Raw genomic sequence first — 16049 nt, forward strand, 5'->3', positions numbered from 1 at the left:
ATTGAAGCCGAAGGAACGGACGTTAGTCTAGCGTAATGACTGCTGGGCACGTCTTCCATCGCTCAACTTCGGCGATCCAGCCGGTGGCGACCCGAGGCGAAGGCATCTACCTCTTCGACAGCAGCGGGCGAAGGTACATCGATGCCTGCGGAGGCGCGGCGGTTTCCTGCCTTGGGCACGGAAACCGGGCGGTGATTGCCGCGGTTACCGAACAGGTTGAGCGACTCGAATATATCCACACCGGCTTCTTCACGACGGAGGCCTCCGAGGAGCTTGCTGCTCGGATCGCTGGAATGTCCCCGGGCTCGCTGGATCGCGTCTGGTTCACCGGTAGCGGGTCCGAAGCCATCGAGGCCGCGCTGAAATTGGCGCGGCAATATCATCTCGAACGCGACGATAGCGGCAGGCGTCATGTGATCGCGCGGCGGCTAAGCTATCACGGCAACACTCTCGGAGCGCTCGCTGCTGGTGGAAGCGCCTGGCGACGCAAGCCCTACGATCCTTTGCTGATCGACGTTTCGCTCATCGATCCGTGCTTCCATTACCGTTTCGCCGAATCCGGCGAGTCTCCCGAGGAATATGGCCGGAGGGCAGCGCATGCGCTTGAACAGGAAATCGTTCGCCTCGGCTCGGAGACGGTCATGGCCTTCGTCGCCGAGACGGTCGTGGGCGCGACCGCAGGCGCCGTGCCGCCGGTGCCCGGATATCTCAAGCGCGTTCGAGATATTTGCGACCGCCACGGCGTCCTGATGATTCTGGACGAGGTGATGTGCGGTAGCGGGCGCACCGGCACATTCCTGTCGTGCGAGCAGGACGGAGTCGTTCCCGACATCGTGACGTTGGGTAAAGGGCTCGGTGCCGGATATCAGCCGATCGGTGCGGTGGTCTGCACGAGCCAGGTTTACGACGCCGTGGCGGAGGGTTCAGGCGCTCTCAAGCACGGCCAAACATACAACGCCCATCCGGTGGGCTGTGCCGCTGCGTTGGCAGTGCAGCAGGTGATTAGCGAAGGCGGGCTGCTCGATCGTGTCCAAGATACAGGACAGCAATTGGCTGAAAGATTAGTTGCGCGCTTCGGCGACCATCCGCACGTCGGGGACATACGCGGACGAGGTCTGCTTCAGGCTATGGAACTCGTTGAGGATCGGGCGTCGAAGGCCCCATTCGATTCGGCGCTCAAACTGCACCAGCGTGCCAAGGAGGACGCTTTTAGTCGCGGGTTATTGATCTATCCGAGCGGCGGAACCGTCGATGGCAGATCAGGAGACCACATCCTCCTGGCTCCGCCCTACAATGTGACGGCTGACGAGCTCGGTGCGATCGTCGACCTCCTTGCAGAGACGGTCGATGCGGTACTGCCGTCATGACGCGTGATCCTCGTTACGACATCCTGTTCGAGCCAGTGCAGATCGGGCCGGTCACCGCTCGCAATCGCTTCTACCAAGTCCCGCATTGCACCGGCATCGGGTGGACCCAACCGGAGACGCTCGCACGGCTGCGCGGGATCAAAGCCGAGGGCGGCTGGGCGGTCGTGGCGACGGAAGAAACGGAGATTCACCCAACTGGCGATTGCGAGCCATTCCATGAGGGCCGCCTGTGGGACGATCGCGACGTTCCTGCCATGGCGCTGATGGCCGACGCGGTTCATGAGCATGGGGCATTGGCAGCGATCGAGATCATGCACCACGGCGCCTCCGCGGCGAACTGGGGCACCCGTCTTGCGCCGCTCGCGCCGTCTCATCGTCCGATCATCTATTACTCGCCGGTCCAAGCGCGAGCGATGGACAAGCAGGATATTCGCGACCTGCGGGGCTGGCACCGCGAAGCGGCAGTACGGTCGAAGAAGGCCGGCTTCGACATCGTCTACGTCTACGCGACCCACGACCTTTCGATCGCGCAGCATTTTCTTTCGCGGCGGAAGAACGATCGCATCGACGAATATGGCGGAAGCCTGGAGAATCGCGTCCGCCTCCTGCGAGAGTTGATCGAGGATACGAAGGATGCAGTCGGCGACAAATGCGCCGTGGCCCTTCGTTTCTGCGGCGATGAACTGATCGGCGACGATGGGCTAACATACGACGGCGAGGCGCGGGACGTGGTCGAGATGCTCGCCGAGCTGCCGGATCTCTGGGACGTCAACATCTCAACGTGGCCGAACGACAGCCAGACATCGCGATTCGCAAAGGAAGGGTTCCAAGAGGAATATACGAGCTTCGTGAAGAAGCTCACGACCAAGCCGGTGGTGGGTGTCGGTCGGTTCACGTCTCCGGACACGATGGTGTCGCAGATCCGGCGCGGGCTAATGGATTTCATTGGAGCCGCGAGGCCTTCGATCGCCGACCCGTTCCTTCCGAAAAAGATCGAGGAAGGCCGCATCGACGACATTCGCGAATGCATCGGCTGCAATATGTGTGTGTCGAGCGACTACACGTCTACCAACCTCCGCTGCACGCAGAACCCGACGATGGGAGAGGAGTGGCGGCGTGGGTGGCATCCAGAGATCATCCCGCCAAAGAGGTCGGAAGGGACCGTGCTTGTAGTCGGCGCAGGCCCGGCCGGGCTCGAAGCCGCGCTGGCCGCTGCGCGCCGCGGCTTCGATGTTCACCTCGCCGAAGCCGGATCCGAGCTGGGCGGGCGGGTGATTCGTGAAAGCAGGCTGCCGGGCCTTTCCGAGTGGGCGCGAGTTCGTGACTGGCGGGTCGGACAACTGGAGCGAATGGCGAACGTATCGATCTACCGCGACAGCGCGCTCGAGGCCGAGCACATATTGGAGTTTGGTGCCCGGCACGTAGCGATAGCGACAGGATCGACCTGGAGGCGTGATGGTGTCGGCCGCGACAGCGGCTTCGCCATCCCCGGCTTCGACGGTCCGTCAGTGTACACGCCCGACGACGTGATGACTGGCCGCGACCCCGAAGCTGGGCCAGTCATCATCTGGGACGACGATCATTACTATATGGGCGGCGTCCTCGCCGAGCTGTGCCGTTACGCCGGGCATGAAGTGGTCCTGGTCACGCCCGCGGCGATGGTGTCGGCGTGGACCGTGAATACACTCGAGGCGCTGCCGATCGCCAAGCGCCTGGCGCGAATGGGCATCGAAGTCGTCCCCTATACAAGCGTCGTCGGTTTCGACGGCGCACAGGTTCGACTGCGGAGCGGCTTAACGGGTGAGGAGACGTCGCGCTCCGCCGGGGCGCTGGTCACCGTCACGGCCCGGCTCCCGCTGGACGATTTGCACGAACAGCTACGCGACCGGTGGGAAGGAGCGGGAATCGCTTCGATCGCCCGCATCGGAGACTGCTGGGCGCCCAGCACAATTCAGCAGGCCGTCTATTCGGGACACAAGTGGGCACGCGGTCTCGACGAGGAGCCGGAGCTGCTGATTCCGCGCGAGCTGCCATTCATTGAATCCGGAAGGGTGCAGCAGCGATGAAAACTGTCGCGCTGGTCCTTCTCTTCCTGGCCACGACGCAGGCAGACGCACGGGCACGCGATCTCGGCATTCCATTCGAAGGGACGCCGGGCCCGCTGAATGCAATTACCGACGTTCCCGGCGTCGAGGTTGGTCAGAAGACGCTCATTTCCGGTGAAGGACCCCTCGCAGTGGGCAAAGGGCCGGTCCGATCCGGCGTCACAATCATTTTTCCCCGCGGTCACAAAAATTTGAAGCCGGTCTACGGCGGCTATTTCAACCTCAATGGTAACGGCGAGATGACGGGCCTCGCCTACATGCAGGATTTCGGGATTGTCAGCGGACCTATTGGCATCACTAGCAGCAATGCGATTGGCCATGTCTACGCCGGTATCCAGGAATGGGCCGTCGAGCATGGTGGCGAGGCCGTTTACCCCGTAGTCGCCGAGACCTGGGACGGATGGCAGAGCGACATCAATGGTTTCCACGTTCGGCCGGAAACAGCGAAAGCGGCGCTCGACGCAGCACAGTCCGGGCCAGTGGAAGAAGGTATCGTCGGCGGCGGCACCGGCATGCATTGCTTCAGCTTCAAGGGCGGGATCGGCACCGCTTCCCGGGCGATCGAGGTCACCGGCAAATCTTATACGGTTGGCGTACTCGTCCAGTGCAATACTGGAGATCGCAAGGTTTTGAGGATCGCGGGCGTCCCGGTGGGAAGAGCTTTCGCCAGCAGCTGGTTGCCTTGTTACGATGCGAAACAGTCAAAGCCCGAACAGACGCCCAAATGCGGCGCGGGCGGCAAGGCGCTGCCCGATCGAGGGTCGATCATCATCGTCGTCGGCACCAATACCCCGTTGTCGCCCGAACAGCTCAATCGTGTTGCGAAGCGCGCGGCGCTGGGTCTCGCTCGGCTCGGCTCTTATTCGGGAACCAGCTCGGGCGACCTCATCATGGCATTTTCGACCGTGCCGGACGCGGTGAACGGACCCGATCAGACGGCGCCTTCGCCGATCACTCCCATTGCAGATACGGAAGTGAATGATGTGTTCGAGGCAACTGTCCAGGCCACAGAGGAAGCCGTCGTCAATGCCTTGGTCGCGGCTCACACTTCGATTGGTGCGGATGGCTATACGATGTACGGGCTGCCGCACGACGAGCTTCGCGCGATTTTGAAGCGCTACAACCGGCTGGAGGGCGCCAGCAAATGACCGACCTGCCGCGTGTCACTTACTCGAACACCGGTGAGGACTTTTCAGCTGTTCATGCGCATCTCGACGAGATCATTACGGCGGTCGAGTCGCGGCTGCTCGGCAAGAGCCGACCTGCTTTGATCAGTGGGCGCGACCGCCACGAAGGCCCAGTCGTGGAAGCACGCAGCCCCATCGACCGGGGCGTTGTCCTGGGAGAGTTCCCGCAAGCCGACACGTCGATCGTGGACGCCGCCGTCGAAGCAGCGCGCAAGGCTTTTCCTGCCTGGCGTGACATGGGCTGGGAGCGCCGTGTCGCATTGCTCCGCGCGGGGGTTGACGCGCTCGAATCCTCCAAGTGGGATATCTCCATCGCTTGTCTCATCGAGGTCGGTAAGTCGCGGCTCGAAGCGGTTGGCGAGGTCGAGGAAGCCATCGATCTCGTTCGCCATTACTGCGACGAGATGGAGCGTTCCGACGGCTTCCGCGAGGAAATGCCAGGCGCATCCGCCGCCGAGAAGTGCAGCGTCGTCCTGAGACCCTACGGCGTTTTCGGAGTGATCGCGCCGTTCAATTTTCCTGTCGCGCTTTCGTTGGGGATGATGTCAGCGGCGCTCGTCGCCGGGAATACGGTGGTGTTCAAGCCGAGCGAATCCGCTGGTCTGACGGGGCGGCTCGCAGTTGAAGCATTGGTTGCCGGCGGACTGCCTGACGGCGTCATCAATCTCATTCATGGTTCGGATCAGGCGGGCAAGGCCTTGGCCAGCCACACGGATGTCGATGGCATCGCCTTCACCGGCTCGAACGCCGTGGGAATGACCATATTTCGTCATGCTGCCGCGTCGACTGCAATGCGTCCTGTGCTTGCCGAAATGGGGGGCAAGAATCCCGCCTTTGTGACGGCAAGGGCTGACTTCGACACCGCAGCCTCGGGCGTCGCGCGATCCGCGTTCGGTCTTTCCGGGCAGAAGTGCAGCGCCGCCTCCAAAGCCTATGTGGCGAGAGAGGCGCTGGACCCGTTTCTGGAGGCCTTAGCCTCCGCCACGGACAAGTTGGTGGTCGGCGACCCGCGTCGACGCGAAGTCTTCATGGGTCCGGTTATCGACGCCGCCGCTCTCGGCAGATTCAAAGCCGCTGCGGAGGAGGCGGCGAATGATGGCTCGATCTTTCGAGGCGGCACGACGCTCGCCGGAGGCATTTTCGATCGGGGCCCGTACGTTTCGCCGACCATCGTAACGGGCTTGGCGGCGGATCACCGCCTGAACCGCGAGGAGATATTCCTTCCGTTCATCAGCATCCTGCCGTTCGACGATCTGGATGAGGCGATAGGCGATGCGAACCGGAGCGCGTTCGGGCTGACCGCGGGTATCTACACGCAGGACCAGGCCGAGCTGGATCGCTTCCTAAATACGATAGAGGCCGGGGTACTCTACGCCAATCGGGCCAGCGGTGCGACGACCGGTGCGTGGCCCGGCTTCCAGACTTTTTGCGGGTGGAAAGGGTCTGGAACGTCGGGGAAGGGCGGCCTTGGAAGCTGGTACGTCCCGCAGTTCATGCGGGAGCAGAGCCGCACACTCTTCGAGCCCGCGTGAACAAGATCTTTGAGTCTCCGCGCGCGGCGCTCGAGGGTCTTCTCCGCGATGGAATGACAATCATGTCGGGCGGCTTTGGACTCGTTGGGAATCCAGAAAGCCTCATTCCGGAGATCAAAGCTTCGCGCGTGAAAGATTTAACTGTGATTTCGAACAACGCTGGGGCCGACGGCTTCGGCCTCTGGCAGCTGCTGGAGACGCGCCAGATACGAAAGATGATCTCGTCCTATATCGGCGAAAACAGGCTGTTCGAGCAGCAGTATCTGGCGGGCGAGCTGGAGCTGGAGCTAAATCCGCAGGGCACCCTTGCCGAACGGATAAGGGCGGGTGGGGCAGGCATTCCCGCTTTCTACACTGCGACCGGGGTCGGGACCGTGGTTGCCGAGGGTAAGCCGCAGGAAGAATTCGACGGCAAGCCTTATGTCCGTGAGCGTTGGCTCCGCGCCGACCTGGCGATCATCAAGGCGTGGCGCGCGGACCCCGAGGGTAACCTGCAGTTCCGCAAGACGGCTCGGAATTTCAATCCTATAATGGCAGCTGCTAGCGAGATGACGGTCGTCGAGGTCGAAGAGATCGTCGCGGTGGGAGAGATCCCGACGGACTGTGTTCACACGCCCGGCATTTACGTCGATCGCATCGTCAGGAGCACGATAAACGAGAAACGCGTGGAATTCCGCACGGTACGTGAGCGGCAGATATGATCGTACGGCGCTGTGCCTTATTCATCCTCTTCTCGCTGGCGGCCAACTCAGCCCAAGCCGGTCGCGAGCCGGTGCTCAAGCAGGTCGACCTGCCTCACACATATTACTGGCGCGAGCTTTACATCCCTCAGCTAACGACAGGCCCATCGAGCCTTGCCTTCACACCGGACGGCAAGGCGCTGATCTACAGCATGGGCGGTTCGCTCTGGCGGCAGGCAATTGGCTCAGACGAGGCGATAGAGCTGACGCATTCCACCGGCGCCTACGATTACCAGCCCGATGTCGCCCCCGACGGACAGACAGTCGTGTTCAGCCGATACGCAGGCGACGCAATTGAGCTTTGGCGTCTCGATCTGAAAACGGGCCGCGAGCAGGCCCTGACGACAGGCGGTGCCGTGAATGTCGAACCCAGGGTCTCCCCAGACGGGAAGCGCATCGTATGGGTTTCGACGCAGGGCAGCGGCCACTTCAATCTCTTCATCGCTAATTTAGGCGCCGCAGGACTCCAAAATGCGCAACCGCTAATCGCAGAGCGCCAGAGCAAGATTTCGCGCTATTATTATTCGAGCTGGGACCATTCGCTCAATCCATCCTGGTCTCCGGACGGTAAGCGCGTTCTCTACGTCTCGAATGCGGAAATCGCCTGGGGAACTGGCGACATCTGGTCGGTCGCGGCGGACGATCCCAACGACCGCCACAGGGTGTTGAGCGAGGAGACGAGCTGGGATGCCCGGCCTGAAACTTCGCCGGACGGGAAGCTGGTGCTTTTCACCAGCTACCACGGGCGACAATGGCGGCAGCTATGGGTCACGACGCCGGAGGGATCTGCCCCGCTTCCACTGACCTTCGGGGAGTTCGATAGATCGAACGCGCGATGGTCCCCTGATGGGAAGAGGATTGCCTACGTTAGCAACGAGCGCGGGAATACGAGCCTCTTCGTACGCGACGTGGCGGGCGGGGCAACGACAGCGGTCACTGCCAAATCACGGCGCTATCGAAGCGCCGAAGGGCATTTGACGCTCGACATTCGCGATGAGCAAGGACGCGGCGTCCCAGCGCGCGTGGTAGTGCTTGCGAGTGACGGGAGGGCGGCAGCTCCGGAAGACTCCTGGATACACGCGGACGATGGATTTGATCGCGCCATCCAGAAAAGCGAAACTCACTATTTCCACTGTCCATCGGTCTGCACGCTTGACGCACCAGCAGGCGATACGACCATCTGGGTCCAGCGCGGTTTTCGGTATCTTCCATGGCGACAGAAAATCAGCCTTGCCTCAGGGTCAGAGCGCAACATAGCGGTGAACTTGCAGCGGAACGATTTGCCAGCCGACTTTGGTTCGTGGCGAGGCGCGGATCTCCACGTTCACATGAATTACGGCGGCCACTACCGGAATACGCCGGAGAACCTGGCAAGACAGGCGCGGGCCGAGGACCTGGACGCCGTCTACAATCTCATCGTCAACAAAGAGGAGCGGGTTCCGGACGTCGATTATTTCCGTGCTGATCCCGACCCCGCGAGTGGCGACGGCGTGCTGATCATGCACAGCCAGGAATTCCACACGAGCTACTGGGGCCACCTTGGCCTTCTCAACCTATCGGATCATCTGCTGACGCCGGATTTCTCCGCGTATCAGCACACCGCGCTCGCGAGCCCGTGGCCGCACAATGGCGTCGTTGCGGACCTCGCGCATGCTCAAGGCGCTCTGGTCGGCTACGTGCACCCCTTCGACTGGGATATCGATCCACCCAAGGAGAAGTCGCTTACCAACGAGCTTCCTGCCGACGTCGCCAACGGGAAGGTCGATTACATGGAAATCGTCGGCTTTTCGGATCACAAATCGACCGCGCAGGTCTGGTATCGCCTGCTCAACCTCGGCTTCCGAATCCCCGCCGGAGCGGGGACTGACGCGATGGCGAATTACGCATCGCTGCGTGGTCCCGTCGGGATGAATCGGGTTTTCCTAGAGACAGGCGGTGACCGCAGTCCTGCTGCGCTGAAGGCCGCTTTGAAGCAGGGCCGTACCTTTGCCAGCAATGGTCCGCTTCTAGGGTTTGAGCTGGACGGAAAGCGCCCGGGCGACACGGTAACAAAGCCGACCTCCCGAACGCTGCCTTATCGTGTGGCGATGCGGTCGCCGGTTGCCCTGGACCATCTGGAGCTCGTGCAGAACGGCAAGGTCCTCAAAACATTCAGCCTGACCGGTGACCGGCGTCGGCTGGATGCCTCGGGCGAGATCCCAAAAGATGTCGGTGGCTGGGTGTTGCTCCGGGCCTGGAATGATGAAGCCGACCCCGAAGTCCTCGACATATATCCCTACGCGACGACCAGTCCGATCTATCTCGCTGTCGGTGGCGCACCACCTGCTACCAATGACGCAGCCTACTTCGTGACATGGCTCGATCGCGTGATCGACGATGCGGCAAACCGGTCAGACTACCGCACTGCGGATGAGCGTGAAGCGACTCTGGCTTATCTCCGCAAGGCCCGGGATTATTACGCGAGGCGGGCCGGCCAACGATCTCAATAAGTCTCAGTGCTGCATCTGCAGGTTTGTGAGTGCCGGGTCCGGCATCATGTTCGCATTCATGTGCGCCATGATCCAGATTGTCCCGATCATCACCAGGAAGACGATCAGTACGCCGAACGCCAATGCCAGGACGTTGTTGGTGTTGTCGGGGCCGCTGGTGATGTGAAGGAAGAATACGAGGTGGATGCCGATCTGCGCGATGGCGAGCACCACTAGACCTGTCGCGATTCCCGGGCCCCATAACACGCCTGTCGACGCCACCCAGAAGGACACGCCGGTAAGGATCAGCGCCAGGGCCAAGCCGATGATGTATGCGACGGATTCACTGAGGATGTTGTTGTGCGGCGCGCCGGGGGCAACATCGAGCAGATTGTCTTCGTTTTCGGTCATGCCGGCAGTGTCCCGATTAGGTAGACGATCGTGAAGATGCCCACCCAGATGATGTCCAGCGCGTGCCAGAAGATGCTGAAGCAAAGCAGTCGGCGAATGATGTGCTGCTGGAAGCCCTTGGCCCAGATCTGCGCCATCATCGTCCCAAGCCACAGGAGCCCGCAGGCGACGTGCAGGCCGTGGCATCCGACGAGCGTGAAGAAGGCGGAAAGAAAGGCGCTGCGCTGCGGTCCGGCGCCTTCGCCGACCATGGTCGCAAACTCGTAGAGTTCGATCCCGAGGAACACGGCGCCGAGAATGCCGGTGGCGACCAGCCAGGCTTGCGTCCAAACCATGTTGCCGCGCTTCGCCGTGATCATCGCCAGGCCGCAGACAAAGCTCGACAGGAGCAGCGCGACCGTCTCGACGGCGACCAATCCACGATCGAACAGCTCGTTGGTCGTGGGGCCGCCGTCCGTTGCGTGGACCAACGTCGCGTAGCTGGCGAACAGGGCCGAGAAGAGGACCATGTCCGACAGCACGAACAGCCAGAAGCCGTACGGAACGACGATGCTCTTGGACTCCGGGCCGCGATGGCCGAGGCCCGTATCTTCAGACCCGCCGTGGGTCAGGCCGATGGTTGCTGCTTCGGTGGTCATGTCGACTGGCTTATCGTGTGGAGGTGTTCCATCCGGATGCGGCGGCGCTCGCGCGCATTCTTCCTGACCTCGTCGACCGGGATGATGTGCTCATGCTCGTCCTGCCACGCGTACCAAACGAAGATGGCGAAGGCGCCGATCAGGCCCAGGATGGCGAGCCACCAGATGTACCAGATAATGGCGAACCCGCAGACGGAGGCAAAGAATGCGACGATCACTCCTGTCGGCGTGTTGATCGGCATTTCGATCGGCTGATAGTTCGGTTCGTCGATCAGGCGCTCCTCCTTGATCGCCGTCTGCTTGCGCGTCCAATAAGCCTCTTCGCCATGAACATCGGGAAGGACCGCGAAATTGTAATGCGGAGGCGGTGACAGCGTCAGCCACTCCAGCGTGCGCCCGTCCCAAGGATCGCCGGTAACGTCGCGGCGCTGGTCCCGCGTTTTGATCGAATAGAGCAGCTGCACAACCGTCAGGACGATTCCGATACCGATGATCACCGCGCCGAGGAAAGCGACGTGCAGCCAGGGCGCCCAACTGGGATCGCTGATGTGCTGCATGCGCCTCGTCCCACCCCAGAAGCCGAGCACGTAGAGCGGCATGAAGGCGAGGTGGAATCCGATAAACCAGCACCAGAAGACCGCTTTGCCAAGGCGTTCGTCCAGCGTGAAGCCGAACGCTTTCGGGAACCAGTAGGTGTAACCGGCCATCAGTGCGAACACGACGCCGCCTATGATCACCTGGTGGAAGTGCGCAACCAGGAACAAGCTGTTGTGGACGATGAAATCGACCGGTGGGATCGCCAGCAGCACGCCGGTCAAGCCGCCGATCACAAAGGTCAGCATGAAACCGATCAGATAATAGATCGGCACGGTGAACCGGACCCGGCCTCCATACATGGTGAACAGCCAGTTGTAGATCTTCACGCCCGTCGGGATGCCGATAATCATGCTCGCGATTCCGAACACGGCGTTGATGTCCGCGCCGGCTCCCATCGTGAAGAAATGGTGCAGCCACACGCAGTAGGAGACGATGCAGATGACCATCGTTGCGAAAACCATGGACCGGTAGCCGAACAAAGGCTTGCCCGAGAAGGTCGCCGCGACTTCGGAATAGATTCCGAAAGCCGGCAGGACGAGGATGTAGACCTCCGGATGCCCCCAAACCCAGATCAGGTTCATGTAGAGCATCGAGTTGCCGCCGCCGTCGTTCGTGAAGAAATGGAAGCCGAGGTAACGGTCGAGCATCAGCTGCGCCAAAGCGACGGTCAGCACCGGAAAGGCGGCAAGCATGATCAGGTTGGAAGCCAAGGCGGTCCAGCAGAAGACGGGCATTCGCAAATAGCTCATTCCCGGTGCGCGGATCTTGAGGATGGTCGTGACGAAATTGACGGCTGTTAAGACCGTCCCGACCCCCGATATCTGCAGCGCTACAAGATAATAGTCGACGCCGACTCCGGGCGAGAATGCCTTCTCGCTCAGGGGCGGGAAGGCGAGCCACCCAGTGCGCGCGAATTCGCCCAGGAACAGGCTGAGGTTCACCAGCAGTGCGCCCGACGCGTTCAGCCAGAAGCTGACATTGTTCATCGTCGGGAATGCGACATCCCGAACCCCGAGTTGAAGCGGGACGACGAAATTCATGAACCCGATGACGAACGGCATCGCCACGAAGAAGATCATGATCGTGCCGTGCGCCGAGAAGATCTGATTGTAGTGTTCCGGCGGCAGGTAGCCCTGGGATGCTCCAATCGCGAGCGACTGCTGCGCTCGCATCATGATGGCGTCCGCAAAGCCTCTCACCAGCATCAGCAGTGCGAGCACAATGTACATGACGCCGATACGCTTGTGGTCCGTGGATGTGATGTATTCATTCCACAGATATGGCCACCAGCCCTTCCGCCACACCCAAAAACCAATAGCGCCGACGGCAATCAGAACGACGAGCGACGTGATCAGGGGGATTGGTTCGTGGAAGGGGATCGCATCCCAGGTTAGTCTACCGAACATCCTTCAGGCCCCCGCCGGCGTCGCCGGTTCGTTATGCTGCTGCGCCGGTACCGGGTTGGGCGGAGTGCGGTTGGCGACAACGGCGTCGAACAATCCGGGCGCGACCGACCCATAGATCATCGGCTTCACATAACTGCTGGGCTTTGAAAGTTCGGCATAGCCGCGGCCATCGAGCACTTGGCCTTGGCCGCGAGCGCCTTGCGCCCACATCGCGAACTGATCGGCCGGCATGGACTGCACCTTGAACTGCATCCCTGGGAAGCCGTCCCCGCTGAAGTGCGCCGAAAGGCCGTCAAAGGTGCCGAGCCGGTCGGCTTGGAGATTCAGTCGCGTCGTCATGCGCGGCATGGCGTAGATCATCGTTCCCATCTGCGGGACCCAGAAGACGTTCCACACCGTTGCGGACGTCAGTCGATAACTGACCGGCGTGCCCGCCGGGACGACGAGCTGGTTGACCGTCGCGATCCCCTGGTCAGGGTAGATGAACAGCCATTTCCAATCTAGCGAAACTACCTCGACCTTGAGCGGCGGTTTGTCGGATTTGAGGGGCCGGCTCGGCTCTAGGTCGTGACTGCCGATCCAGGTGATGCCGCCGAGCAGCATGATGGTGAGGATCGGGATTCCCCAGACGACCATCTCGACCGCGCCCGAATATTCCCAGTCCGGGAGATAGGTCGCCTTCTTGTTGCCGCGACGGAACCACCAGGCGATCGCGACGGTCGCGAGCATGGTCGGGATGATGATTGCGAGCATGATCGCCGTCGAGTTGATCATGATCTGCTTTTCGGCCGCCGCGACCGGTCCGATGGGGTCCAGGATACCGCGGTTGCAACCGGCCAAAGTGTAGACCAGGCCGCTTACCGCGACCCGCCGCATCAAATGGCCATGACCACCGCGTGCGTTCACCAGCCCCCCATTGCCTAAGTGCCTGGGACTACCCCAGACGAACAGGAACAGGCCCAAGTTCCATCAGCCCTTAATCGAGCATTCGGCTGTAGTCACGCCGCTTTCAATCAGGGATGTCACGGGTCTCGCCGGGCCTGTCGTTTGAGGGTTCAGTAGGCTTCCGTTTGTCGAGAAATGCGGCGATGCCTTCGGCCGCGTCATGTGAAAGCATGTTCTCCACCATCGTGCGGGACGCATGCTGATAGGCTTCTGCGAGTCCCATGGCCGACTGCTTCTGTACCGCAGCCTTTCCAAGCTTCACCGCCAGCGCCGACTTGGTCGCGATCAAGCTGGCGCATTCGGTCACTACGCTGGTCAGCGACTCAGTTGGAACGACGCGATTCAGCAATCCTATTTCTTTGGCGGTAACGGCGTCGATGGCGTCACCGGTCAGCAACATCTCCATTGCCTGCTTTCGGTTTACGATGCGGGTCAAGGCCACCGCCGGCGTTGTGCAAAACAGTCCGATGTCGAGCCCGTTGACGGCAAATCTGGAGCGCTCCGAGGCGAATGCCAGGTCGCAGGAAGCAACCAACTGGCAGCCGGCGGCCGCAGCGAGGCCATCAACTTCCGCGATCACCGGCTTTGGGTGGTCGACAATTGACTGCATCAATCTCGAGCAAACGGCGAAGACGTCTTCGAAGTATGCTTTGCCGTGATCGGCATCACCACGATGCGAAGTCATTTGCTTGAGGTCGTGTCCCGCGGAAAAGAGCTTCCCGTCTGCCGCGATGACGATCACCCTTATGGTCTCGTCGCTTCGCACGGCGTCCAGCTCGGACTGCAGAAATTCCATGAGTGCGAGGGAAAGGGCATTCGCGGGCGGGTTCTGCAGCGTGAGGCGAAGGATTGGCCCGCGCTGCTCGGCACGAATCAAGGCATTGGCATGAGTCAAAGTCTGACGAACCCGCGCGGCCAGTGGTCCTTGTCGACCATATATTGCTCGATCGTGAAGCCTTCGGGCTCATCCGCAAAGCCGGGAAGCAGACGCGCTCGCTCCTGCGCCTCTTCCGCCAATGCTTTCGACGAATAAAGGCCGATGACCTTTACTCTTCCGGTCTCTGGAAGGCTGTGCAGCAATACGAAGAGCGGATCCATCAATGCGCGGCTCTACGCTCTGCGGCAATGTCCGCAAAGGCTCGAGCCGAAAGAGCGCTTGGAAAATGGTGGACGCACTAGGGCTCGAACCTAGGACCCGCTGATTAAGAGAAATTTTTCTGCGGATTTTCTCGGAATTTCTCGGACTCAAAAAGCTTGCAATTCAGCTGTTTATGATGCCTTGTTCTTCCGGCAAGGTCCCGGGGTATCCAGCTCCAAGCGTTACCTAAGGTAACATTCGCAGGACCCGCTGAGAAGGTATCAGATGGTCGCGAAGGTCGGGCTTACGGACGCGAAGATTAAAGGGTTCAAGCCGCCGCCGACGGGCCAGATCGAATATCTCGACGCGCTCGTCCCAGGCCTCAGGCTGAGGGTTGGGTCGAGCGGTGCAAAGACATTCATCCTGCGAAAGCGGGTAGGGGGTCGTGCCCGCAACCTCACCTTGGATCGGTATAACGAGCGTCGCTTCACGCTGGCGGATGCCCGCAAAAAGGCGAGGGCGCTGATCAGCGACATCGAGGCCGGCGAGGATCCTCAGCCGAGGAGACAACGCGGCCGAGCTGGCCAGACCAGCGGCACGGTCAAGGCGCTGTTCGAAGATTACAAGGTCGCTAAGAAGGCCTTGCGCAGCATCTCGGAAGTGACGCGCATCTTCGACAAGTACGTGATTCCCGAAATCGGTGGTCGTCTCGCGGATAGCATCACGAGGGCGGATATCACGCGATTGATCGACGGCATCGCCGCGCCGACCATGGCTCGGGCCGTTGGAGCGCAGCTCAGCGCCTTCTACTCCTGGGCAATGCCGCGGCTCGATCGCCTCGAGGCAAACCCATGCAGAGACGCTTGGAAGCCGCCCAAACCGCCCTCCCGAGATCGAGTGCTATCTGAGGAGGAAATCAAGGCGCTCTGGAAGTCTTCGCTTGAGGAGCCAGCGCCCTTTGGGCCGGGGATCCGGCTCCTACTTCTGACGCTTCAGAGGCGGGACGAGGTGTTCAGCGCGGACGTCGCGGAATTCGACCTGAAGGGCGCTAGCTGGACGATCCCTGCTGCCCGCGCAAAAAACGGCGTGGCACACATCGTCCCTCTCTCGGCTGCAGCCGTGGCAGAGTTAGAACCGCTCATCGTCGATCGTAAAGAGGGCAAGCTCTTCCCCGCACGCGGCAGAGCCCGAAATGGAGCGAGCGGCTTCTCGAAATCATGGGCGCGCGTACGCAAAGCCGTACAGAAGGACCTCAAGCGCCCGGTCGAGCGGTTCACTATGCACGATCTTCGCAGAACCGGCGCTACCGGCCTCCAGCGCCTCGGTATTCGGCTTGAGGTGACTGAAGCGATCTTGAACCACGTCAGCGGAACCCGCGGCGGTATCGTGGGCGTCTATCAACGGCATCACTTTTCCGAAGAAAAATGTGATGCGCTCAAGGCGTGGGAGGCGGAACTAAAACAAGTTATTTCAGCTAATTACTCGGACGCATCGCCGCGGGTCGAGTCGGGGAATCCGAGTCAACCCGCGGAATAAATGTCGGCACGAATAAAGTAGTAGACCGTCCCAAAAACG

The 16049-nt window shown here is 61.1% G+C and carries 13 protein-coding genes; 7 read left to right on the forward strand and 6 right to left on the reverse strand.

Features of this window, described 5'->3' with window-relative positions; all coding sequences use genetic code 11:
• Window positions 1–35: 35 nt before the first annotated feature.
• Genes LZ538_RS09170 through LZ538_RS09195 form a run of 6 tightly spaced genes read left to right on the forward strand, consistent with a single transcriptional unit; the run spans window position 36 to window position 9420 of the window.
• Window positions 36–1367 (forward strand): aspartate aminotransferase family protein, encoded by a 1332-nt coding sequence (locus LZ538_RS09170; RefSeq protein ID WP_249831721.1) that lies wholly within the window; start codon window positions 36–38, stop codon window positions 1365–1367.
• Window positions 1364–3433: an oxidoreductase gene (locus LZ538_RS09175; RefSeq protein WP_249831722.1), complete on the forward strand. Its 2070-nt coding sequence runs from the start codon at window positions 1364–1366 to the stop codon at window positions 3431–3433. Before LZ538_RS09170 ends, LZ538_RS09175 begins: the two co-directional genes overlap by 4 nt.
• Window positions 3430–4620: a DmpA family aminopeptidase gene (locus LZ538_RS09180; protein ID WP_249831723.1), complete on the forward strand. Its 1191-nt coding sequence runs from the start codon at window positions 3430–3432 to the stop codon at window positions 4618–4620. The genes LZ538_RS09175 and LZ538_RS09180 overlap by 4 nt, the downstream gene beginning before the upstream one ends.
• Window positions 4617–6191 carry an aldehyde dehydrogenase family protein gene (locus LZ538_RS09185; RefSeq protein ID WP_249831724.1) on the forward strand — a complete coding sequence of 525 codons (1575 nt, stop codon included), beginning with the start codon at window positions 4617–4619 and terminating at the stop codon, window positions 6189–6191. Before LZ538_RS09180 ends, LZ538_RS09185 begins: the two co-directional genes overlap by 4 nt.
• On the forward strand, window positions 6188–6892 hold the full coding sequence (locus tag LZ538_RS09190) for a CoA transferase subunit A (protein ID WP_249831725.1): 705 nt from the start codon (window positions 6188–6190) through the stop codon (window positions 6890–6892). Before LZ538_RS09185 ends, LZ538_RS09190 begins: the two co-directional genes overlap by 4 nt.
• Complete coding sequence (locus tag LZ538_RS09195; protein ID WP_249831726.1) at window positions 6889–9420, forward strand: CehA/McbA family metallohydrolase; 2532 nt, start codon at window positions 6889–6891, stop codon at window positions 9418–9420. Before LZ538_RS09190 ends, LZ538_RS09195 begins: the two co-directional genes overlap by 4 nt.
• Window positions 9421–9423: 3 nt before the next feature.
• Here LZ538_RS09195 and cyoD read toward each other — a convergent pair whose 3' ends face one another.
• From cyoD to LZ538_RS09225, 6 genes are all read right to left on the reverse strand, one after another.
• A complete protein-coding gene (cyoD, locus tag LZ538_RS09200; protein ID WP_249831727.1) occupies window positions 9424–9810 on the reverse strand; it encodes a cytochrome o ubiquinol oxidase subunit IV in 387 nt (128 codons plus the stop codon).
• A complete protein-coding gene (gene cyoC / locus LZ538_RS09205; protein WP_249831728.1) occupies window positions 9807–10448 on the reverse strand; it encodes a cytochrome o ubiquinol oxidase subunit III in 642 nt (213 codons plus the stop codon). Before cyoC ends, cyoD begins: the two co-directional genes overlap by 4 nt.
• Window positions 10445–12451, reverse strand: coding sequence for a cytochrome o ubiquinol oxidase subunit I (gene cyoB / locus LZ538_RS09210; protein ID WP_249831729.1), 2007 nt, complete (start codon window positions 12449–12451; stop codon window positions 10445–10447). The genes cyoC and cyoB overlap by 4 nt, the downstream gene beginning before the upstream one ends.
• A 3-nt stretch (window positions 12452–12454) precedes the next feature.
• Window positions 12455–13357, reverse strand: a complete 903-nt coding sequence (gene cyoA, locus LZ538_RS09215) for a ubiquinol oxidase subunit II (RefSeq protein ID WP_249831730.1) — start codon at window positions 13355–13357, stop codon at window positions 12455–12457.
• Between the two features lie 103 nt (window positions 13358–13460).
• A complete protein-coding gene (locus LZ538_RS09220) occupies window positions 13461–14291 on the reverse strand; it encodes an enoyl-CoA hydratase (protein WP_283937748.1) in 831 nt (276 codons plus the stop codon).
• Window positions 14288–14494, reverse strand: a complete 207-nt coding sequence (locus LZ538_RS09225; RefSeq protein ID WP_249831732.1) for a hypothetical protein — start codon at window positions 14492–14494, stop codon at window positions 14288–14290. Before LZ538_RS09225 ends, LZ538_RS09220 begins: the two co-directional genes overlap by 4 nt.
• A 265-nt stretch (window positions 14495–14759) precedes the next feature.
• Between LZ538_RS09225 and LZ538_RS09230 the strand changes: the two genes are divergently transcribed.
• Window positions 14760–16010 (forward strand): tyrosine-type recombinase/integrase, encoded by a 1251-nt coding sequence (locus LZ538_RS09230; RefSeq protein WP_249831733.1) that lies wholly within the window; start codon window positions 14760–14762, stop codon window positions 16008–16010.
• Window positions 16011–16049 lie beyond the last annotated feature (39 nt).

The sequence above is a fragment of the Sphingomonas hankyongi genome (assembly GCF_023516575.1).
Taxonomy (GTDB): domain Bacteria; phylum Pseudomonadota; class Alphaproteobacteria; order Sphingomonadales; family Sphingomonadaceae; genus Sphingomicrobium; species Sphingomicrobium hankyongi.

Coding starts and splice junctions, on each gene's coding strand:
- LZ538_RS09225 (WP_249831732.1), bottom strand. CDS start 14,494: ATGGATCCGCTCTTCGTATTGCTGCACAGCCTTCCAGAGACCGGAAGA.
- LZ538_RS09195 (WP_249831726.1), top strand. CDS start 6,889: ATGATCGTACGGCGCTGTGCCTTATTCATCCTCTTCTCGCTGGCGGCC.
- LZ538_RS09175 (WP_249831722.1), top strand. CDS start 1,364: ATGACGCGTGATCCTCGTTACGACATCCTGTTCGAGCCAGTGCAGATC.
- LZ538_RS09180 (WP_249831723.1), top strand. CDS start 3,430: ATGAAAACTGTCGCGCTGGTCCTTCTCTTCCTGGCCACGACGCAGGCA.
- LZ538_RS09170 (WP_249831721.1), top strand. CDS start 36: ATGACTGCTGGGCACGTCTTCCATCGCTCAACTTCGGCGATCCAGCCG.
- LZ538_RS09230 (WP_249831733.1), top strand. CDS start 14,760: ATGGTCGCGAAGGTCGGGCTTACGGACGCGAAGATTAAAGGGTTCAAG.
- LZ538_RS09185 (WP_249831724.1), top strand. CDS start 4,617: ATGACCGACCTGCCGCGTGTCACTTACTCGAACACCGGTGAGGACTTT.
- cyoD (WP_249831727.1), bottom strand. CDS start 9,810: ATGACCGAAAACGAAGACAATCTGCTCGATGTTGCCCCCGGCGCGCCG.
- cyoB (WP_249831729.1), bottom strand. CDS start 12,451: ATGTTCGGTAGACTAACCTGGGATGCGATCCCCTTCCACGAACCAATC.
- cyoC (WP_249831728.1), bottom strand. CDS start 10,448: ATGACCACCGAAGCAGCAACCATCGGCCTGACCCACGGCGGGTCTGAA.